Below are 15,474 nucleotides of genomic sequence, written 5' to 3'. Positions count from 1 at the left end.
GCTTGATTCAGTGTCTCATTTTAGCGAGACTCTTAGAAGGGTTTTCGGCTGGTCGCCCCTGAAAGATAAGCCCCATGCCAAGCAGGGTCAACGCGATCCCCCAAATGCCATTACTGCCCTGCAGAAACCAGGAAGACGCCGTCAACCCCACGACAATCGCCGGTGACAGGTAACTGGTCGCCAGCAGGTCATTGGCACACAATCTTTGCAGTAGTTTCTGCTGCAAGAAAAATGTTCCCAAGGTGGTAAACCCAGTGAGATACAGCAACGGCCACCAAAACCCAAACTCTTGCCATTGAATCGTCTCTGACTCACCCCAGAATATAAACCCGGGCAGCAACAAGAAGCTACCGAACACCAGGATAGTAAAAACACTCTGCGCGGGAGGCCGCCCCGCGAACCAACGTTTGAGCAATACGACATGCAAGGCGAGACTGGCGCAAGCCATTAGAAATACCCCATCACCGGATACCCAAGTCCAATTCGCGAAGTCCTTGCGATTCAGGTCGAACAGCAGCCAAAGTGCACCTGCCGAACCCAGTACAAAACCAAGGCATTGAAATACCGAGGCTCTTACACTCGCCACCACGGCGTTCAACAGTACCGTCATCAGGGGCAGTAATGTGTAAATCACCGACGTTTTTACTGCCGTCGTGGTTTCCAAAGCGACAAACAAGCCGAGAAAGAACAGCACCAACAATACGCTGACGAGAAAGTACTGCAAGGCCAGGGCCCCAGATAAAATACTGAGGTATTTACCTCGCACACACAGCAGCATCAACAACGCCGCCAATGCAAAACGAATTGCCGTGCTCGCAATCGGATTGGCATAAGGCAACAATTGCTCGGCAACAACAAAAGATGACGCGGTGAGAAAGAGCCAAATCATCAATAACACGATGGTATTCAAGCGAATCATTCCAGGGAATTCCAAACGAGGCCAACAGCGGAATCAGTATTCTGTACGTTGATCAGGAAGGCAGAAATACACACAGGCCGCCAGAATAACTACAATATCCATCGCAAGAGCAAAGGCCAGGTTTTCCAGATAAGCCTTGCCGAAGAGAAAAACCAGAGTAACAAAGATCAGCTTGCTCAATGACGCCAGAATAAGCGCGAACTCTCGAAGTAGCGGCCGAAAGAAGCCAACAATCAGTACCACCCCCATCAAACCCACCAGGCCCGACCAACTCCGCACCACCAACAGTGGCAGAGGCTCATCGCCAAGCACAGTTGTTTCACCAAAAAAGGACAACAGCGCTGCCTCGGGCGCCAGCAGGCCGTAAAACATCGTCGCGGTGATAAGTCCGGATACCAGCATGATCCATTGAATACTGTTTTTAAGGACCAACATAACGCCACCCTCCATCAAAATTCTGTTCAACTCAAATGCTTCGAGGGCTTTGCCCTCAAGACTGTTGCGCGATAAATTTGCTGAACAGAAAACCCGACACGGCCACGTTCACCTCCAGCTCGAAAGTCTCAGTCAGTACCTCATGCAAGGCATCGCGATCCGCCAACTGTGTTACTGAGGTTTCATTCTCTCTAATCACATGAAAATCACCATTGCGCAATGAATGAATGCAATCGGAAAACTTTCGGCTCACGACCAGATTGTTCACAAAGGCCGCATCAGGGTGTCGGTGGGAATAGAAATGGCCAAGTAGGCAATCTGAATCTGTATAGGTATTTCGATCGAAGGTATACAAAGTGAAAAATTCACCCTCTTTTAACGTTTGAAAGCAATAATGGCCACGGTCTTTTTCAACTATTCGGAAGCTTTCATTTCCCTGGGGTTGGCTCACACCACACTCCAGTTTTACTGGAAATCTCGCCCCAAGATGGCCGAAGCCACCATCCACAACATAAGTATCGCTCCCGACTGTCACCAACGTAATACGATGGGTTCTTGGCGCATCCACTTCGCGGTTATAGGTCACGCGAGCCAGTGATAATTGCACCTTAAAACCCAATTCTTCCAGCACTTCATAAATGAGCTTGTTGTGTTCAAAGCAATAACCGCCACGGCGGTTAAGCACAATTTTTTGATAGAGGTCTTCCAGCGCCAATGACAGTTCACCACCCATCACGACACCCAGGCTGTTAAAGCTGTGAGTGGCCACATGGCGAGACTGCAATTGCTTGAGAAACTCGATCGCCTCTTCATTCTTTGCTGCATCACAAGCTTGCAACTGCAGATCTTTCAGATAGTGATCAGCAATATCCTGACGTTTCATACCTACCTCGGCATTCATATTTCAACATTGAAGGCTTAGGGTTGTGGAACCCTGCGGGTTCCACAACCCACCTCCCAAGAATGAGTCTATATTACGCCGGAAGATTTACGCTGTAATGAACCTGGGTTTATTCTTCTCAAAAGAATCGCAAGCCAACATTAAATACCTCCAGGATAAACCTCAGTTAATTCCAACGCCTCGCGCACTTGATACGCTGCTTCACCTATAAATTACATAGGCATTTACTTACCGAGGCTACTATGAACGTATTTAGCGCAATATCCCAACGCCGCTCTGTCAGACACTATGACAGCACCGCCAACATGACCGACAACGAGTTCCAGCAATTGATGTCAGCCGTGCTCCTTTCTCCCACCTCCTATAACATTCAACATTGGCGCTTTGTTCGTGTGCAAGATCAAAAACTGCGAGAAGCACTTAAAGACGCGGCCTGGGGACAAGCGCAGGTCAGCGACGCCTCTGAACTTATCATTCTCTGTGCCGATATCAATGCATGGCAAGACCGTCCGGAGCGCTATTGCCGCAATACCGACAGTGATACGCAAGCCACACTGCTCTCGATGATCGATTCGTTCTACCGTGATAAGCCACAGTTACAACGGGACGAAGCCATTCGCTCCTGTGGCATTGCGGCGCAGACGTTGATGCTGGCCGCAAAAGCCATGGGTTATGACAGTAACCCGATGATCGGTTTTGATCCGACTCGGGTTGCCGAACTGATCAAGCTGCCAGAAAAGCACCTGATTGCCATGATGATTGTGCTTGGGAAAGCTCAGACAGCTGCGCACCCAAGAGGCGGGCAGTTGCCAATGAGCGAGGTGGTAGTGACGGACCACTTCTAGTGATAGCCGTCATTTAATATTTCTTTGACGTCATTGCTTCGAATGTGTGCTATTGATATTCAGACAGAGGCGCCCATAACCGGCAATAAAAAGCGACGGCAAAAACCAACGTCACTTAGGCCCTTTTTGCCGGCTCGCGCTATGCTTACGAGCAAGTTCAATGGTATGCGAAAGCAGCTGCCGATCTCCGGGCTGGCTGTGTGTGGGAATGACCATTTCTGCGTCTGGAAATGTTAGGGCTACTTTGTCGACAGAAGGCGCCCAGGTATTGACATCGCCATCACGGGTATTGCCCATGCTCTTGGCGTTGCCCGGACGAATCAGGCAGCCTCCATAGAGTATTTTCGTTTCGGGAAGATACACCACAATATTGTCGTGAGTGTGGCCAGCACCGGGATAGAGTACCTGCGAGGGCGACAGGTCGTCACTGATTCCGTGCTGATTAAACGTCAATTCAGAGTTTGCCGGTAATAAACCTCGCGACGGAGCCAACTGATTGCTTAGTGCGCTGGCCCAGGTTTGAATACCCTGCGCGTGGAGCGTTTGTACGCCACCCATTTTGTCTTCGTGTGCATGGGTGAACACCGCGCGTGTGATGCTGCGCTTCAGGTGTTTCTGCACCCATTCTAATACCGCCTCGGTTTGAGCATTGTCCCAAGCGGTGTCTATTAAGGTCGTGTTCTCGCCCTCTACAACAATGAGCCCATTCGCTGGAACATTCCCCCATTTACCGACGGTTTTGTAGCTGGTGTGCATCCAAACGGTATCTGATAACTGAGTAAACTCGACACCTTTATACACAACATCAGGCTTTGCCTCAGATGCGTAGCTCAGCTTGCAGGCCAGCACACAGCTTAAGCCCAATAACCATAAAATCTTCGCGCCAAGTCGCATTGCATTCTCCATTACGTTGCTTACTGCTTATATACCCTTGAAGGATCAAGTGTTGCCATGGTATCGGACAACACTCAAAATTTGGAGTTCACCCCAACAACATTCGGATTGCCAGCCCATGTTGGGCTCGTTAAAATAGGCGATGGAACCCAAGCACCTCACGTCCAACACTGACTCTGGAGCTTTCGAAGCTCACCTTAAAGACAAAAACGCCCGTTTTTCAGCCGCTTCAGCTCGCATTGATCCTCATTGCGTGTTGACCCTCTTCCGCATTCAAGACAACTGCCTGCTTCACTTCACAGGCATGCTGCTTTGTTACCCGGCTCGCATGAGCCTTCATTCATCAAGGAGAAAAAATGGATATCGTTAACCTCATAACTTTTATCACTGTTGCCAGTTTGCTGGTTATGTCTCCAGGCCCGAACGGCGTCCTTATTGCCAAAACGGTTCCAACGTCGGGACATCGTGCCGGCTTCGCCAATACTTGGGGATTTGTCGCCGCGTTTTATGTTCATGGCACCCTGTCAATATTTGGGATCTCAATTATCCTCGTTCAATCCGCGCACGCTTTCCTTATTTTTAAAACGCTGGGCGCCGCTTACCTGATTTGGATAGGCATTAAAGCGCTGAAAGAAGCCATACCCCAACCGGCAGCAACGCCATCGGTCCCTCACGCCACACACAAAGCCGAAACCTCCGTACCCAGTGCGTTTGCCGAAGGATTTTTAACCAACGTACTGAACCCCAAGGTGTCCATGTTTTACCTGGCCGCCTTCCCACAGTTTCTGGCACCGGGCGAAAACGCCAGTCATGCGTATTTCTTGGTATCCGCCCACGCCGCCCTCAATCTGATTTGGTTTTCTCTGATGGTCTTATTATTGGCCCGCGTGAATACATTAACAAAGAGCCCAAACTTCACGAGATGGCTGAAATCTGTCACGGGTGTGGTTTTTATTGGCTTTGGCGCAAAGCTGGCTCTACTTCGCCCTTTAAATAACAACTGAGCAAACAACAGGAATACAAAATGAAATACATTGAGGTTCATGTTAAAACCGCCATGATTGTTCACGGATTCGACGAGAACAATCAGGAAATTATCGAACACGTTAAGGAAGACAGTTATATGAAAAAGCTGGTTTCTGTTACTCGCATTCAGTCCGTGAGTGAGCAGTACCTGCTGGTTTCCTCATCCCATGGTCGAATCATGTTTTGGGAATATGAAGAAGACTATGCAGATATTGTTGAGAAGCTAAGCCGCCTGGACATGATGGTTTAAGCCTTCTACTTACCGTGCAGCCGCACCGCGAAAATTGCGGTGCGGCTGAATCTGCCTCCCCTAAAACACGCTCCTTTCTCTCCTTTGGCCAGCTTTGCTCTCACCTTCCTCCCGCTCAACATAATTGACTGTAACACTATGCTCTTTTTGTTGGTCTAACTCAGGTGGCCTTCGGTTTCACACGGGCCCGACCACTCAGCGTTTAAACCACAATAAAGGACAGGACCATGAAGGCTTATGCAGCATGTTTACTGGGGGTTAGCTTGTCGTGCAACGCGGCAATTGCGGATACTCAAAACGAGCCCTCTCTCGAGGAGCGCACGGCCAGTATGATGACAAAGACAGCGAAGGACTATCATCTGCCATCTTTGTCGGTGGCCATCGGTATTGGAAGCGACGTGGTGTTCGCTGACGCTATCGGATATGCCGATATCGAAGAAAAGCGAGCGGCCACGACCAAGACGCAGTACTCAGTAGGCAGTTTGGCCAAACCCATGACAGGCCTTGCCCTCGCAAAACTGCTTGATGACGGCAAGCTCAAGCTGAGCGACCCGGTAAGCAGGTACGTTCAAAAACCCGCTTATACGGCGCGGTTCTCGGTACTTGAACTGGCAAGCCACACGGCTGGGATTCCCCATGACACCAAAGAAAGGGACCGCGCTGAATTTGATCAACCCCGTGACCACAAAAACCCAACGGACGCATTCCATGTTTTTGAATCACTACCGCTGCTGTTTGAACCCGGTACGAATTACCAATATTCTTCCAACGGTTATATTTTGCTATCTGCCGTTATCGAGCAGGCCGCCGGAGCGAGCTATGTCGATTTTCTGCGTGATTCCCTATGGGCTCCATTTGCAATGCAACACACGGAACTAGACACCTCTTTTGCTGGGAAACGCCATGAAGCCAAATACTACGCCGAGCGTTTGAGCGACGGCCTCTATACGCCGGCAACCACTCAGCGAGACCGCAGCTTTTTATTCGGCGGGGGTGGTTTTATCTCCACACCGAGCGACCTGGTCAACATGGCGCAAGCAAGCTACCGCGAGCACTACCTCTCCACAGAGGCCAAACAAGCCCTGTTTACACCTGTGAAGCTGAAAAACGGTGAAGTGAACTCTGAAAAGTATTCACTGGGCTGGCGTGTGGGGAAGGTCCAATTGGGAGACAGTGACCGCAGCTGGACGGCACTGCACCACGGAGGCGTAACCGATAAAGCGGCCACCGCCTATCTGCTCGTCATACCCGAATGCAAAGCTTCCATTGCGTTTGCGACCAATTACATTCCAGACAAATTCTGGAAAATACGCGGCATTATGGCCAAGACTTTAAAAGCCTATATTCAAGCGAATTCCTGTGTGAGTAACGCCTCCGAACCGTTACCAGCTACGTAAAGAACACGCCTATATTGGGTTTGGTGAGCCCCACCCTCACCAAACCTGCCCTCGCCAACACTTGTACTGCTCAACACCTTTCTAGCTCAGCATCGCAGTTTTCCTCAATGCCCATGACAGGCCTTGCCCTCGCAAGATTGCCTGATAACGGTAAACTCATGCTGGGTTTTTCAAAACAGGATGTGAAATTTCCAAGAAGAGCAAGAGATTCAAGTTTTTAAATTGGTTCCTAGTCAATGGAAGCAACGAATTCATCATCGCCTGTATCTTCGCGATCTCACTTATTAACTCGACAACCTCACTGAGTGGAGAAGCTGATCCTTTCTCCGAACAGGGCTTAATAAATTTTACTGATTTTTTCGGGTTTCATGGTGTGATAGATGCAACCTTTTTAATTCCAATATACCTAGACATCATCAATACTATTAAAGAGAGATCGATATACGTTCAGAATAAACCGGAAGAAAACCAAAGGCAAAAAGGAGACATGGAGAAGCTAAAAAATGCGAATCGACGCAAGAAAATCAGACCCAGCTTAACTAAAACGATAGGCCTATCCTAATTCCCTCATCTCAAACTGAAGAACTACAACAGAACCATATCCTCCTTGAAAATATTAATAGAGCCCACAAAACTTTCTAACATCAATAGCTCATACCTTATGTTCGTCGTAAAAAATAAACACATATTGAAATGCCTTCCATATTTCTGCTAGCCTACTCCGCCCCAAAAGGAGTTGGGGAGTTAAAGAAAAGTTGTGATCAAATGCAATTAAATTAGGGAATTTGTATGATTAAAGAATTAGGTTTTTCAGAAGTTAAAAAAGTTTCTGGCGGCACTCATTATGACGGCCCATCTTGGGAACAAGACTGGGTTAATAGAGACAGAACGGTTTATGATGCGATTCATAAACCATTTGGAAGCAGTAATGTTCCATCTCATCAAGAGATCGCTCAAGATGCATTTTGTGAGGCAGCAGACTCTACCGTGTCAGTTGGTGGAGCTGTGGCCGCTGTTGGAGGAATTGTAACAGCAATTCCTGGAGGCCAAGGAGTAGGTCCAATCATTGCTGCAGCTGGAGGCATTACAGCCGCTATTGCTGGTGGAGCTGGTTACCTGACCGGTTGCTATGATCAATAAATAGAGCGTATCAACAGAGGAGCCACAGGCGCCTCTGTTGATATATTTAGTGGAGGGAAACATGAAAAACCTAAAGTTCTTTTTTTCATTTGCCACCGATTATAATGCTGGATTCAAGTCGACTGAAAATGATGGGATATACACAATTACCATTTACACTGGAGGATTTGCAGGTGCTGAGTTTGCACAAAAGAAGCTACTCGACCTTGCAAAAGAGTTTAAACCTAACAGCAATCCAATCATATTAAGTGAAAAAAGGAAGATTTTCCCTTTATCAAAATTTCAATATTCTGTTAAATTCAATTAAAGCGGCTAATGAAATAAAATCATATTTTGCGCCATAACGGGATTCTATTTTCATTAAAACATACCAATCACTTATTAATCAGAGAGGTATGTGTAATGCTTATGCTTTATCAACAGGTTGCCGCAGGAAGAAACTGGTTTCAGTGGGACTCATCCTATTTGTCTACGGCAGGCCCTCTGCTTTTTGTACCACACAGAGAAATTGCATTAGTAAATATGAGAAAAATTATTTGAGCACCGAGGCCAAACTCGAACGATAAAAACCTCTAGTAACCGATGTCCTTATCGGCTAGTAAGTACGGCCGGCATTCTGCAGATTGAAGCGTGGACTTCCTCGTTCAAACCGCGAATATAGAAGTCTATATCTGCTGGCAAGACATCAACATAATTCATACTGAAATTCGCCAGAATGTCATTATTGCCAAGATAGCCAACACCGGCATGGAGGCCCACTCAAACACATCAGCAAAGCTGAGACCACTCAGCTAATAAAACCTGGCCGATAAAAAGCATAGTGCAAAAAATCGATATGCCTTCGTTTATATTAGAAAAAATTTGTCTACCAGGACTTTATAGATCGTGCGAAAAACTACTCTTCGGAAATTATATCGCGAATCGTCAACTTAAAATCTTTAGGCGTTATTGCGTATCTGGATTTTTCACTAAATGACAAACCGGAAGCTTCGTAAGAATTTAATGCGTAGCTCTTTGCGCTTTTTACTTTGGCTGAAGCCATAGACACATCGGTAATCGCTTTACCATTGCTTGAAAATACTCTTGTTCCAGCAGCGGTTTTTTTAAGGACATAATGCCCTTGCCCCCAACCAGACAAAGGATGCATAAGATTCTCGTGACCTTTTGCAACAAAGTAGATACCCAATTGGCCAAAACTGGGCACATCTGAGTCGATAACATTCATAGTCATACCATCCACAGTACCACCGAGATAACGGAGGGTAATAGAAGACGAAGGGTAATCTCCCTTGATTACTTCGTGAATGTCAAAATTCACTTCTGTGTAAATTGTACCATTTGACTCTCGATAACTTTTTAAGCCCGACACCTGCCCTTGAAACACCAAGCCCGATAGCTGCGTCACCTCTTTCATATCGTGCTGTATTACGCTTGTCGCGTGTGCCCCGAGAGAAATCATAAAAAATAGAAACAATACATAGGCTTTCATCACTTATTCCTTTCTCACTTCTTACTGATTTCTGTGGTATCCCATTGCTGGGTTGCTGAATTCCAACGCAAGCGGACGCGATAGTTCACTCCGTCAGCCAACACATTCTCAAGAATCACATCCTGATTATCGTGTTTAACATCTCCAGTTATCGCTACGGTTTTACTGCCATTAATAAAAGGATTGTCAAATCGAAGAACCGTAAAGTCTCTGTTTGACACCACAGAATTTCCTTCAACATCGACAGCTTTTGTGGAGATTTGGTGGTTACCCGCAGATAAGTTGGCCCAGTTAAAGATCATTGAATAGCCGGATCTATCAGAATCCGGATAGTCGGGAAAGGAACTTTTAACATCTTCCCTAATTCCACCATAAGGAATACTCTGAATCAGTTTTCCATCAATGCTAAGTTCAATTCGCTCGATCTCCTTTAAACCAACAGCCCAACCACGAATATTGGAAACGCCACTAACCAGCGAATCTGCGGCGGGTTCCTCCAGAATATTGTGAACATCAGGCTTCGATGAGCTGGCACTGTACAAAGCCGTAATGCCATCAATATCATCTTTTTGCGGAGAGATCGTATTCCCCACTGTACTATTCATAATCGCTGGGTGGCTGTCCTCGTGACCCAATCCAAGCACATGGCCGATTTCATGAACTGCCACTCGACGAAAATCAAGAGTGTTGTAGCTCAAGGGAGAATTGAAAATGTCCCAATTGCGTTCACTATCAAAACTGATCGTCGAGGAGGAAGTTTTAGCATCGCCATTTTCGTCTATGAAATAGTAGGTTGAGGCTACGGCTATCGCACTCCCAAACTCCTCGCCACTGCATCTTTTTGTTGCGAAAATAACCGTATGCTGGCCAGGGACAGAACCACATGAATCACTGACCGAGCTACGACTCGTGGTGATGGACACCTCAGACTGCCTATATGTCCACCGATGCACCGCTTGCTCAAGGGCCTCGTTATAACTCGTACTGGTAGGAGATGATTGTTCAATATCAAATACCATATGCAGTTTTTTATTTGGAAGTTTGCTCTCGAGGAAAGAAAAGGCATTCGCCTCGAAACATGCGGTTACAAGCGCTATATACGCTGCATTTTTAAGACAATTTTTGAAGTACATTATTTCTATCCTAGATCCAATCTCTTCGGTACAGGCCTTGTGGCAATCAGTTCCACTGACACCTTATCGGTAGACATCTCGTTTTACGCAAGCTCACTACTGGATGTTAATCATGATGAGACGTTGACTTGCTCTCAAAGCAAGGCGCTATTGAGAGTGCACAACTTCAATGTGGCGCTCTTTAGAAAAGGCTTGTATTGGCGCGAATACCACCAAAATTTAAACCATTCAATCCCTTGCAAATTGAGGGCTGGAATAGTGCCACTTCCCGTTTTGATTGGCAAATGAGACTCGCTATATCTATCGACGTTTACATGACTACTTCCGACGAGATTGGAAAAATGCGTACGAAGTCACGTGCTAGCCTCAATTTTCCATTTTCTACTCTATGATCACTGCATATAAAAGAAAATGTATAAGGAGAATCTGTTTACAGATACACGAGGTCATTGCCCACCTAGAGAAATAGTCGTGGTAATGTCAGCCAGCTTCATGATCTTTTTTGACAAAACACATGAAGGCTCATTATCTTCATATGATTAACATGAAGAGGCGACAATACCTGGAAGCTCCCACGTTTATGAACAAAAAAGGTATGTGTAGAGAGCCTACCGCTTCGCAGTCTTTTCATGCTTCAAATCTGAATACTGTGGATGTCGAGAACAAACGTCCTGTCAGTTTTACTGAGATCCCCCTCCGTGTGTAAACACACCAACACCTTGTTCTAACAACACTTGAAACAAGCATGCATAATATAGCAATATATAGCGAAACGCATTCCCGGGAGGCCACATGGGTATTGTCAAAATTTCAGATGAACTGCATGAAGAGGTTCGCAAGAACAGCGCCGTGATGGAGCGCTCTATCAACGCCCAGGCGGAGTTCTGGATGAAGATTGGGCGTCTGGCTGAACACAATCCGAACCTGACCTTCGAGCAGATTATTGAGCGCGAAAAACAGCAACAGAATATAAGCACCGTTAGGCTGGCCAATGAGTGATATACACATTAAATCCCACGATGAAATAGAATTGATGCGCGAATCCGGTCGCCTGCTGACTCAGGTGTTTTCCGCATTGGACCACTATATTGTCCGGGGCATGTCGACCATGGAGGTCAATGACTTTGTAGAGCACTACATCGTCAACACACTTGAAGCCCGCCCTGCGAGCAAAGGGCAATATGGCTACCAGTACGTTTTGAACTCCTCGATTAATGAGGTGGTTTGTCATGGCATACCTTCCCCCAGCAAAAAGCTTCGAGAAGGAGACATCGTCAATATTGATATCACCCTCGAAAAAAACGGCTTTGTGTCCGACAGCAGCAAGATGTACTGCATTGGCCAAGTGTTTCCCGCTGCGAAGAAACTGGTCGACGTCACCTACGAGGCGATGTGGAAAGGGATTTTCGCCGTAAAGCCCGATGCCACCACCGGCGATATTGGCCACGCCATTCAACAACACGCCGAAAAGCATGGCTTCAGCGTGGTACGTGAATATTGTGGCCATGGTATCGGCCGGGAAATGCACGAAGCGCCTCAAATTCTGCACTACGGCGTGCCAGGTACAGGCACTCGCCTTCAAGAGGGAATGACGTTCACAATCGAGCCTATGATTAATCAGGGTAGCTCTCGGACCAAAGAAAAAAACGATGGCTGGACCGTCGTCACCAAAGATAGGAAATTATCGGCACAATGGGAGCACACGATTCTGGTAAGCTCTACCGGGTTCGAGGTGTTAACCCTCAGGCCCGAAGAACACCACCTCACGCTGTAAAAGGAGCCAGTTGAATGCAATTAATCGTCGGCACAGATTCCACATGGTCACTCCGGGCCTGGATATGCAGCCAGATTGCCGGAATTGATCTTGATCTTCGCGTCATCGATTTGCGTAAGGCAAGCTACAAAGCCGAAATTCATACGGTTTCCAAGGCGGGCCAAGTGCCCATATTGCAGGACGGCGACTGCGCCATTCACGATTCCCTGGCCATTACCGAGTACTTGAACGAGCTTTCCGACGGGGCCTTATTTCCCGAGTCAAACAAGGAACGAGCTATGGCCCGGAGTTACTGTGCGGAGCTGCACTCCGGGTTTATGTCACTTCGCTCACAGTGTCCGTTCACCTTGGACGCGCTTGAACCTCTGCAGACGTTGGATCAAAACCTTCAAAAAGATCTCGCCCGTATTGACACCCTATTTGCTTCGGCGCGTGGCCCATTCATGTTCGAAAAAGCCGGTGCTGTCGATGCGTTTTATTCGATTCTAGCGTTTCGCTTGGACAGCTACGGCATCAAACTACAAGGCGCCGCCGGTAACTACCAAGCGCAGTTGTTACAGTGGGATTTGCTAAAGTCTGCAATTGAACAGGTACGCGATTGGAATCGCCTGGGTGAGTGCTAAGGTGGAATAACCTCGTGAGCCATCGTAACTTTACGTCGAAAGATGCTGCCCTGACGATAAACTATATCGGCTTTGTATTCCGCACATTGGTCGCCGAAGGCTACTCAGCCGAGGCCTTATTACAGGACACAGCCTTGTGCGAAAGCGATCTTCTCAACCCTGATTTTCGTTGCACCTTTGACCAACATAAAACGTTCGTGCTCAATGCCATCGCTCTCACGGGAGACCCGCACCTTGGGCCACGTATGGCGGCACGCTTTAACCCTTTGAATATTGGCCTGCCCGCGTCAGCGGCATTAAGCAGTGATGTTTTTGCAACGGCACTGAATGTGCTACAGCAGTTTGTGTCATTGAACTTTTCCATTCTGTCTTTTGATTACCGTCAAGAAGGCGACGAACTTATTATTCGCTGGCATCCCGCGGTCGATGTCAGTGATATCGAGTATTTTGTGGTGGGCAGCAGTATTGTCGTCACCGAAAATTTCTGGAAACTGCTTCTCGGCGAAAGACAGGTGACGCTCTACGCGGAACTCGCACTTCCCGAACCTGACGGTTGGGCGGAGTTTGAACCTTCCCTGGGTTTTTCGGTGCACTTCAACGCTCCCTTCAGTCGCGTGGTCTTGCCGGCCCGCTATCTGCATCAGCCATTGAGTGGAACCGACCCGGTGCTGCATCAAAATATGTTGCGCCTATGTGAGAAACAGCGGGCGGAGACCTTTTTTGAACAAGGCCTGGACGCACGCTTACGCCATCTGATTGTGAAGCATCGTTACCAGAACCTGCCCATTGAACAGGCTGCCGACGCGCTGGGATTGTCTGAGCGCAGCCTGCGTCGCCAACTCAGTCAGGCGGGCAGCAGTTATAAGAAGATTGTGGATGAGCTGCGCCAAGCCCGGGCCCGTGAATTATTATCGGTTTCGGGATTGCCAGTCAGTACCATTGCCTATGATCTGGGCTTCAGCGACCCATCCAATTTTGCACGCACCTTTAAGCGCTGGGTCGGCTTGTCGCCAGTGGAATACCGCGAAGGCCTTGGAACGGGCAAAACTGACCCGTAAATGGCCGCCAATGATCGGCCTGTGCCGATCTCCTGCGCTAGCATAGTCTCCTTGATCGTAAACCATAATAAGGAGACCAGCCGTGTCTGATATCGTCGATGTCTATTTTTCCTTTCGCAGCCCCTATTCCTATCTCGTCACACCTGACCTGCTGAAACTGCGCGACGATTACCGCGTGGAGGTTAAGCTCTGCCCGGTATTGCCCATTGCCTTGCGCGCCAAAGAGACCGTCTTTGACGATCCCCGGGGGCAGAAAAAAGTGAATTACATTCTCACCGATGCCTTTCGCCGGGCTGAGTATCTGGGGATGCACATCGCATGGCCATCGCCAGACCCCATTGTTCAGGACCTAAGTACCTTCGAGGTCGCCGAGGAACAACCGTATATCTACCGTTTAAGTGCATTGGGTGTTGCCGCTGAGCGGCAAGGCAAGGGGATTGATTTAGCTCACGCATTATCGCACCTGATTTTTGGTGGCACAGAAGGCTGGGACCAGGGTGACCATATGGCTCGCGCCCTTGATGCCGTGGGTCTGAATCTGGCGGAGCTGGAGGCCAATCTGGATCTCAATGAGTGTTTAAGTGAAGTCGACAACAATCAAACGCGCCTGGATGAATCCGGCCACTGGGGCGTACCCACCATGGTGTTTAATGGCGAGCCCTTTTTTGGTCAAGATCGCATCGATACCTTGCGCTGGCGACTGGATCAGCAAGGTCTGAACAAGCACGCTTAACATCATCACACCATCGAGGAAGACGATATGGATCTTCAAATCAAAGGCAAAAAAGCATTAATGGCTGGCGGCAGTGCCGGCATGGGGCGAGCCACGGCCGAGCGTCTGGCCGAAGCGGGTGTGGAACTTTACATCAGCGCGCGCCGAGAAGCGCGATTGCAACAGGCGGCTCAGGACATCGCAGAAAAATACGACATCTCGGTTACGCCAATCGTGGCAGACTCATCGACCGAGCAAGGCCGGGAGGCTTTGTTCGCGGCCTGCCCTGATCCAGATATACTCGGCATCACCATCAAACCACCAGCCCCCAATGGCGACTTTCTCAAGGTGACGCCTGAGATGTGGCGAGAGTCCATCGAAACGACCTTACTGGGGCCAATTGAAATCATGCGTCACTACATCCCCACGATGAAAGACAAAGGCTGGGGACGCATTGTTAACATTGCAACCTTCTCTGCAAAGAATCCCATGATCTGGCGATTGATGTCGGGCCCCGCTCGCTCGGCCTTAATTAATTACACCGCGAGCGTCTCCAGGGAAGTCGCTCGCTTCGGTGTTAACATCAACAATCTGCTTCCGGGCATGTTTCAAACGGAAGGCATGAGTGAAAGCCTGGAGCCCTATGCCGATGCATTCGGCTTGGAACCCAACGAAGACGTCGTGCTGACACACTTTCTGGAAAACAATAAAATTCCGGCAGGCTTTCTCGCTGAGGCCGATGACCTCGCACCGATGGCGGCACTGTTGTGCAGCCCTTTATCGCGCTTTATTGTTGGGCAGAATATTGTGATTGACGGAGGGCAGCATCATTCGCTGTTCTAGATCAGCCTCTACCGATGGGTTAAGGCGTTGATGCC

18 protein-coding genes are annotated in these 15,474 nt (G+C 48.3%); 12 read left to right on the top strand and 6 right to left on the bottom strand.

The genetic code is table 11. From position 1 onward, the window contains the following. Positions 1 to 7 precede the first annotated feature (7 nt). Genes ABWW03_RS18080 through ABWW03_RS18070 form a run of 3 tightly spaced genes read right to left on the bottom strand, consistent with a single transcriptional unit; the run spans position 8 to position 2,237 of the window. Positions 8 to 919, bottom strand: coding sequence for a DMT family transporter (locus ABWW03_RS18080; RefSeq protein ID WP_353410729.1), 912 nt, complete (start codon positions 917 to 919; stop codon positions 8 to 10). A gap of 33 nt (positions 920 to 952) precedes the next feature. After that, positions 953 to 1,354: a hypothetical protein gene (locus tag ABWW03_RS18075; protein ID WP_353410727.1), complete on the bottom strand. Its 402-nt coding sequence runs from the start codon at positions 1,352 to 1,354 to the stop codon at positions 953 to 955. Between the two features lie 55 nt (positions 1,355 to 1,409). Further along, the gene (locus tag ABWW03_RS18070; RefSeq protein WP_353410725.1) at positions 1,410 to 2,237 is read right to left on the bottom strand and encodes an arylamine N-acetyltransferase family protein; all 828 of its coding nucleotides are present in this window, start codon (positions 2,235 to 2,237) and stop codon (positions 1,410 to 1,412) included. Positions 2,238 to 2,497: 260 nt separating this feature from the next. On the opposite strand from ABWW03_RS18070, the gene ABWW03_RS18065 reads away from it, so the two are divergent. After that, a complete protein-coding gene (locus ABWW03_RS18065) occupies positions 2,498 to 3,100 on the top strand; it encodes a nitroreductase family protein (protein ID WP_353410723.1) in 603 nt (200 codons plus the stop codon). A gap of 111 nt (positions 3,101 to 3,211) precedes the next feature. On the opposite strand, the gene bla is transcribed toward ABWW03_RS18065, so the two are convergent. Next, positions 3,212 to 3,994 (bottom strand): subclass B1 metallo-beta-lactamase, encoded by a 783-nt coding sequence (gene bla, locus ABWW03_RS18060; RefSeq protein ID WP_353410721.1) that lies wholly within the window; start codon positions 3,992 to 3,994, stop codon positions 3,212 to 3,214. Between the two features lie 356 nt (positions 3,995 to 4,350). Between bla and ABWW03_RS18055 the strand changes: the two genes are divergently transcribed. The 5 genes from ABWW03_RS18055 (at position 4,351) to ABWW03_RS18035 (ending at position 8,114) form a co-directional block, all read left to right on the top strand. After that, on the top strand, positions 4,351 to 4,998 hold the full coding sequence (locus ABWW03_RS18055) for a LysE family translocator (protein WP_353410719.1): 648 nt from the start codon (positions 4,351 to 4,353) through the stop codon (positions 4,996 to 4,998). 20 nt (positions 4,999 to 5,018) lie between these two features. Next, on the top strand, positions 5,019 to 5,270 hold the full coding sequence (locus tag ABWW03_RS18050) for a hypothetical protein (protein WP_353410717.1): 252 nt from the start codon (positions 5,019 to 5,021) through the stop codon (positions 5,268 to 5,270). Positions 5,271 to 5,497: 227 nt separating this feature from the next. Next, positions 5,498 to 6,667, top strand: a complete 1,170-nt coding sequence (locus tag ABWW03_RS18045) for a serine hydrolase domain-containing protein (protein WP_353410715.1) — start codon at positions 5,498 to 5,500, stop codon at positions 6,665 to 6,667. 789 nt (positions 6,668 to 7,456) lie between these two features. Further along, the gene (locus ABWW03_RS18040; RefSeq protein ID WP_353410713.1) at positions 7,457 to 7,807 is read left to right on the top strand and encodes a hypothetical protein; all 351 of its coding nucleotides are present in this window, start codon (positions 7,457 to 7,459) and stop codon (positions 7,805 to 7,807) included. 61 nt (positions 7,808 to 7,868) lie between these two features. After that, on the top strand, positions 7,869 to 8,114 hold the full coding sequence (locus ABWW03_RS18035; protein ID WP_353410711.1) for a hypothetical protein: 246 nt from the start codon (positions 7,869 to 7,871) through the stop codon (positions 8,112 to 8,114). Positions 8,115 to 8,702: 588 nt separating this feature from the next. Here ABWW03_RS18035 and ABWW03_RS18030 read toward each other — a convergent pair. Beyond that, positions 8,703 to 9,296 carry a hypothetical protein gene (locus ABWW03_RS18030; RefSeq protein ID WP_353410709.1) on the bottom strand — a complete coding sequence of 198 codons (594 nt, stop codon included), beginning with the start codon at positions 9,294 to 9,296 and terminating at the stop codon, positions 8,703 to 8,705. Between the two features lie 14 nt (positions 9,297 to 9,310). Then, complete coding sequence (locus tag ABWW03_RS18025) at positions 9,311 to 10,429, bottom strand: matrixin family metalloprotease (protein ID WP_353410707.1); 1,119 nt, start codon at positions 10,427 to 10,429, stop codon at positions 9,311 to 9,313. 792 nt (positions 10,430 to 11,221) lie between these two features. Here ABWW03_RS18025 and ABWW03_RS18020 point away from each other — a divergent pair. The 6 genes from ABWW03_RS18020 to ABWW03_RS17995 all read left to right on the top strand — a co-directional run bounded on the left by ABWW03_RS18020 (position 11,222) and on the right by ABWW03_RS17995 (position 15,439). Continuing rightward, complete coding sequence (locus ABWW03_RS18020; protein ID WP_353410705.1) at positions 11,222 to 11,428, top strand: ParD-like family protein; 207 nt, start codon at positions 11,222 to 11,224, stop codon at positions 11,426 to 11,428. Further along, the gene (gene map / locus ABWW03_RS18015) at positions 11,421 to 12,203 is read left to right on the top strand and encodes a type I methionyl aminopeptidase (RefSeq protein ID WP_353410703.1); all 783 of its coding nucleotides are present in this window, start codon (positions 11,421 to 11,423) and stop codon (positions 12,201 to 12,203) included. The genes ABWW03_RS18020 and map overlap by 8 nt, the downstream gene beginning before the upstream one ends. 14 nt (positions 12,204 to 12,217) lie before the next feature. Continuing rightward, complete coding sequence (locus tag ABWW03_RS18010; protein WP_353410701.1) at positions 12,218 to 12,826, top strand: glutathione S-transferase; 609 nt, start codon at positions 12,218 to 12,220, stop codon at positions 12,824 to 12,826. A 14-nt stretch (positions 12,827 to 12,840) separates the two neighbouring features. Further along, positions 12,841 to 13,884, top strand: coding sequence for an AraC family transcriptional regulator (locus tag ABWW03_RS18005; protein ID WP_353410699.1), 1,044 nt, complete (start codon positions 12,841 to 12,843; stop codon positions 13,882 to 13,884). Between the two features lie 82 nt (positions 13,885 to 13,966). Then, positions 13,967 to 14,617 carry a 2-hydroxychromene-2-carboxylate isomerase gene (locus ABWW03_RS18000; protein WP_353410697.1) on the top strand — a complete coding sequence of 217 codons (651 nt, stop codon included), beginning with the start codon at positions 13,967 to 13,969 and terminating at the stop codon, positions 14,615 to 14,617. 27 nt (positions 14,618 to 14,644) lie between these two features. After that, on the top strand, positions 14,645 to 15,439 hold the full coding sequence (locus tag ABWW03_RS17995) for an SDR family oxidoreductase (protein WP_353410694.1): 795 nt from the start codon (positions 14,645 to 14,647) through the stop codon (positions 15,437 to 15,439). Positions 15,440 to 15,474 lie beyond the last annotated feature (35 nt).

The sequence above is a fragment of the Pseudoteredinibacter isoporae genome (assembly GCF_040372805.1).
Lineage (GTDB): Bacteria > Pseudomonadota > Gammaproteobacteria > Pseudomonadales > Cellvibrionaceae > Pseudoteredinibacter > Pseudoteredinibacter isoporae_A.
This window is presented reverse-complemented; position numbering and strand designations above follow the sequence as displayed.

Coding starts and splice junctions, on each gene's coding strand:
- bla (WP_353410721.1), bottom strand. CDS start 3,994: ATGCGACTTGGCGCGAAGATTTTATGGTTATTGGGCTTAAGCTGTGTG.
- ABWW03_RS18035 (WP_353410711.1), top strand. CDS start 7,869: ATGAAAAACCTAAAGTTCTTTTTTTCATTTGCCACCGATTATAATGCT.
- ABWW03_RS18010 (WP_353410701.1), top strand. CDS start 12,218: ATGCAATTAATCGTCGGCACAGATTCCACATGGTCACTCCGGGCCTGG.
- ABWW03_RS18040 (WP_353410713.1), top strand. CDS start 7,457: ATGATTAAAGAATTAGGTTTTTCAGAAGTTAAAAAAGTTTCTGGCGGC.
- ABWW03_RS18065 (WP_353410723.1), top strand. CDS start 2,498: ATGAACGTATTTAGCGCAATATCCCAACGCCGCTCTGTCAGACACTAT.
- ABWW03_RS18070 (WP_353410725.1), bottom strand. CDS start 2,237: ATGAAACGTCAGGATATTGCTGATCACTATCTGAAAGATCTGCAGTTG.
- map (WP_353410703.1), top strand. CDS start 11,421: ATGAGTGATATACACATTAAATCCCACGATGAAATAGAATTGATGCGC.
- ABWW03_RS18045 (WP_353410715.1), top strand. CDS start 5,498: ATGAAGGCTTATGCAGCATGTTTACTGGGGGTTAGCTTGTCGTGCAAC.
- ABWW03_RS18080 (WP_353410729.1), bottom strand. CDS start 919: ATGATTCGCTTGAATACCATCGTGTTATTGATGATTTGGCTCTTTCTC.
- ABWW03_RS18020 (WP_353410705.1), top strand. CDS start 11,222: ATGGGTATTGTCAAAATTTCAGATGAACTGCATGAAGAGGTTCGCAAG.
- ABWW03_RS18025 (WP_353410707.1), bottom strand. CDS start 10,429: ATGTACTTCAAAAATTGTCTTAAAAATGCAGCGTATATAGCGCTTGTA.
- ABWW03_RS18075 (WP_353410727.1), bottom strand. CDS start 1,354: ATGTTGGTCCTTAAAAACAGTATTCAATGGATCATGCTGGTATCCGGA.
- ABWW03_RS18030 (WP_353410709.1), bottom strand. CDS start 9,296: ATGAAAGCCTATGTATTGTTTCTATTTTTTATGATTTCTCTCGGGGCA.
- ABWW03_RS17995 (WP_353410694.1), top strand. CDS start 14,645: ATGGATCTTCAAATCAAAGGCAAAAAAGCATTAATGGCTGGCGGCAGT.
- ABWW03_RS18055 (WP_353410719.1), top strand. CDS start 4,351: ATGGATATCGTTAACCTCATAACTTTTATCACTGTTGCCAGTTTGCTG.
- ABWW03_RS18050 (WP_353410717.1), top strand. CDS start 5,019: ATGAAATACATTGAGGTTCATGTTAAAACCGCCATGATTGTTCACGGA.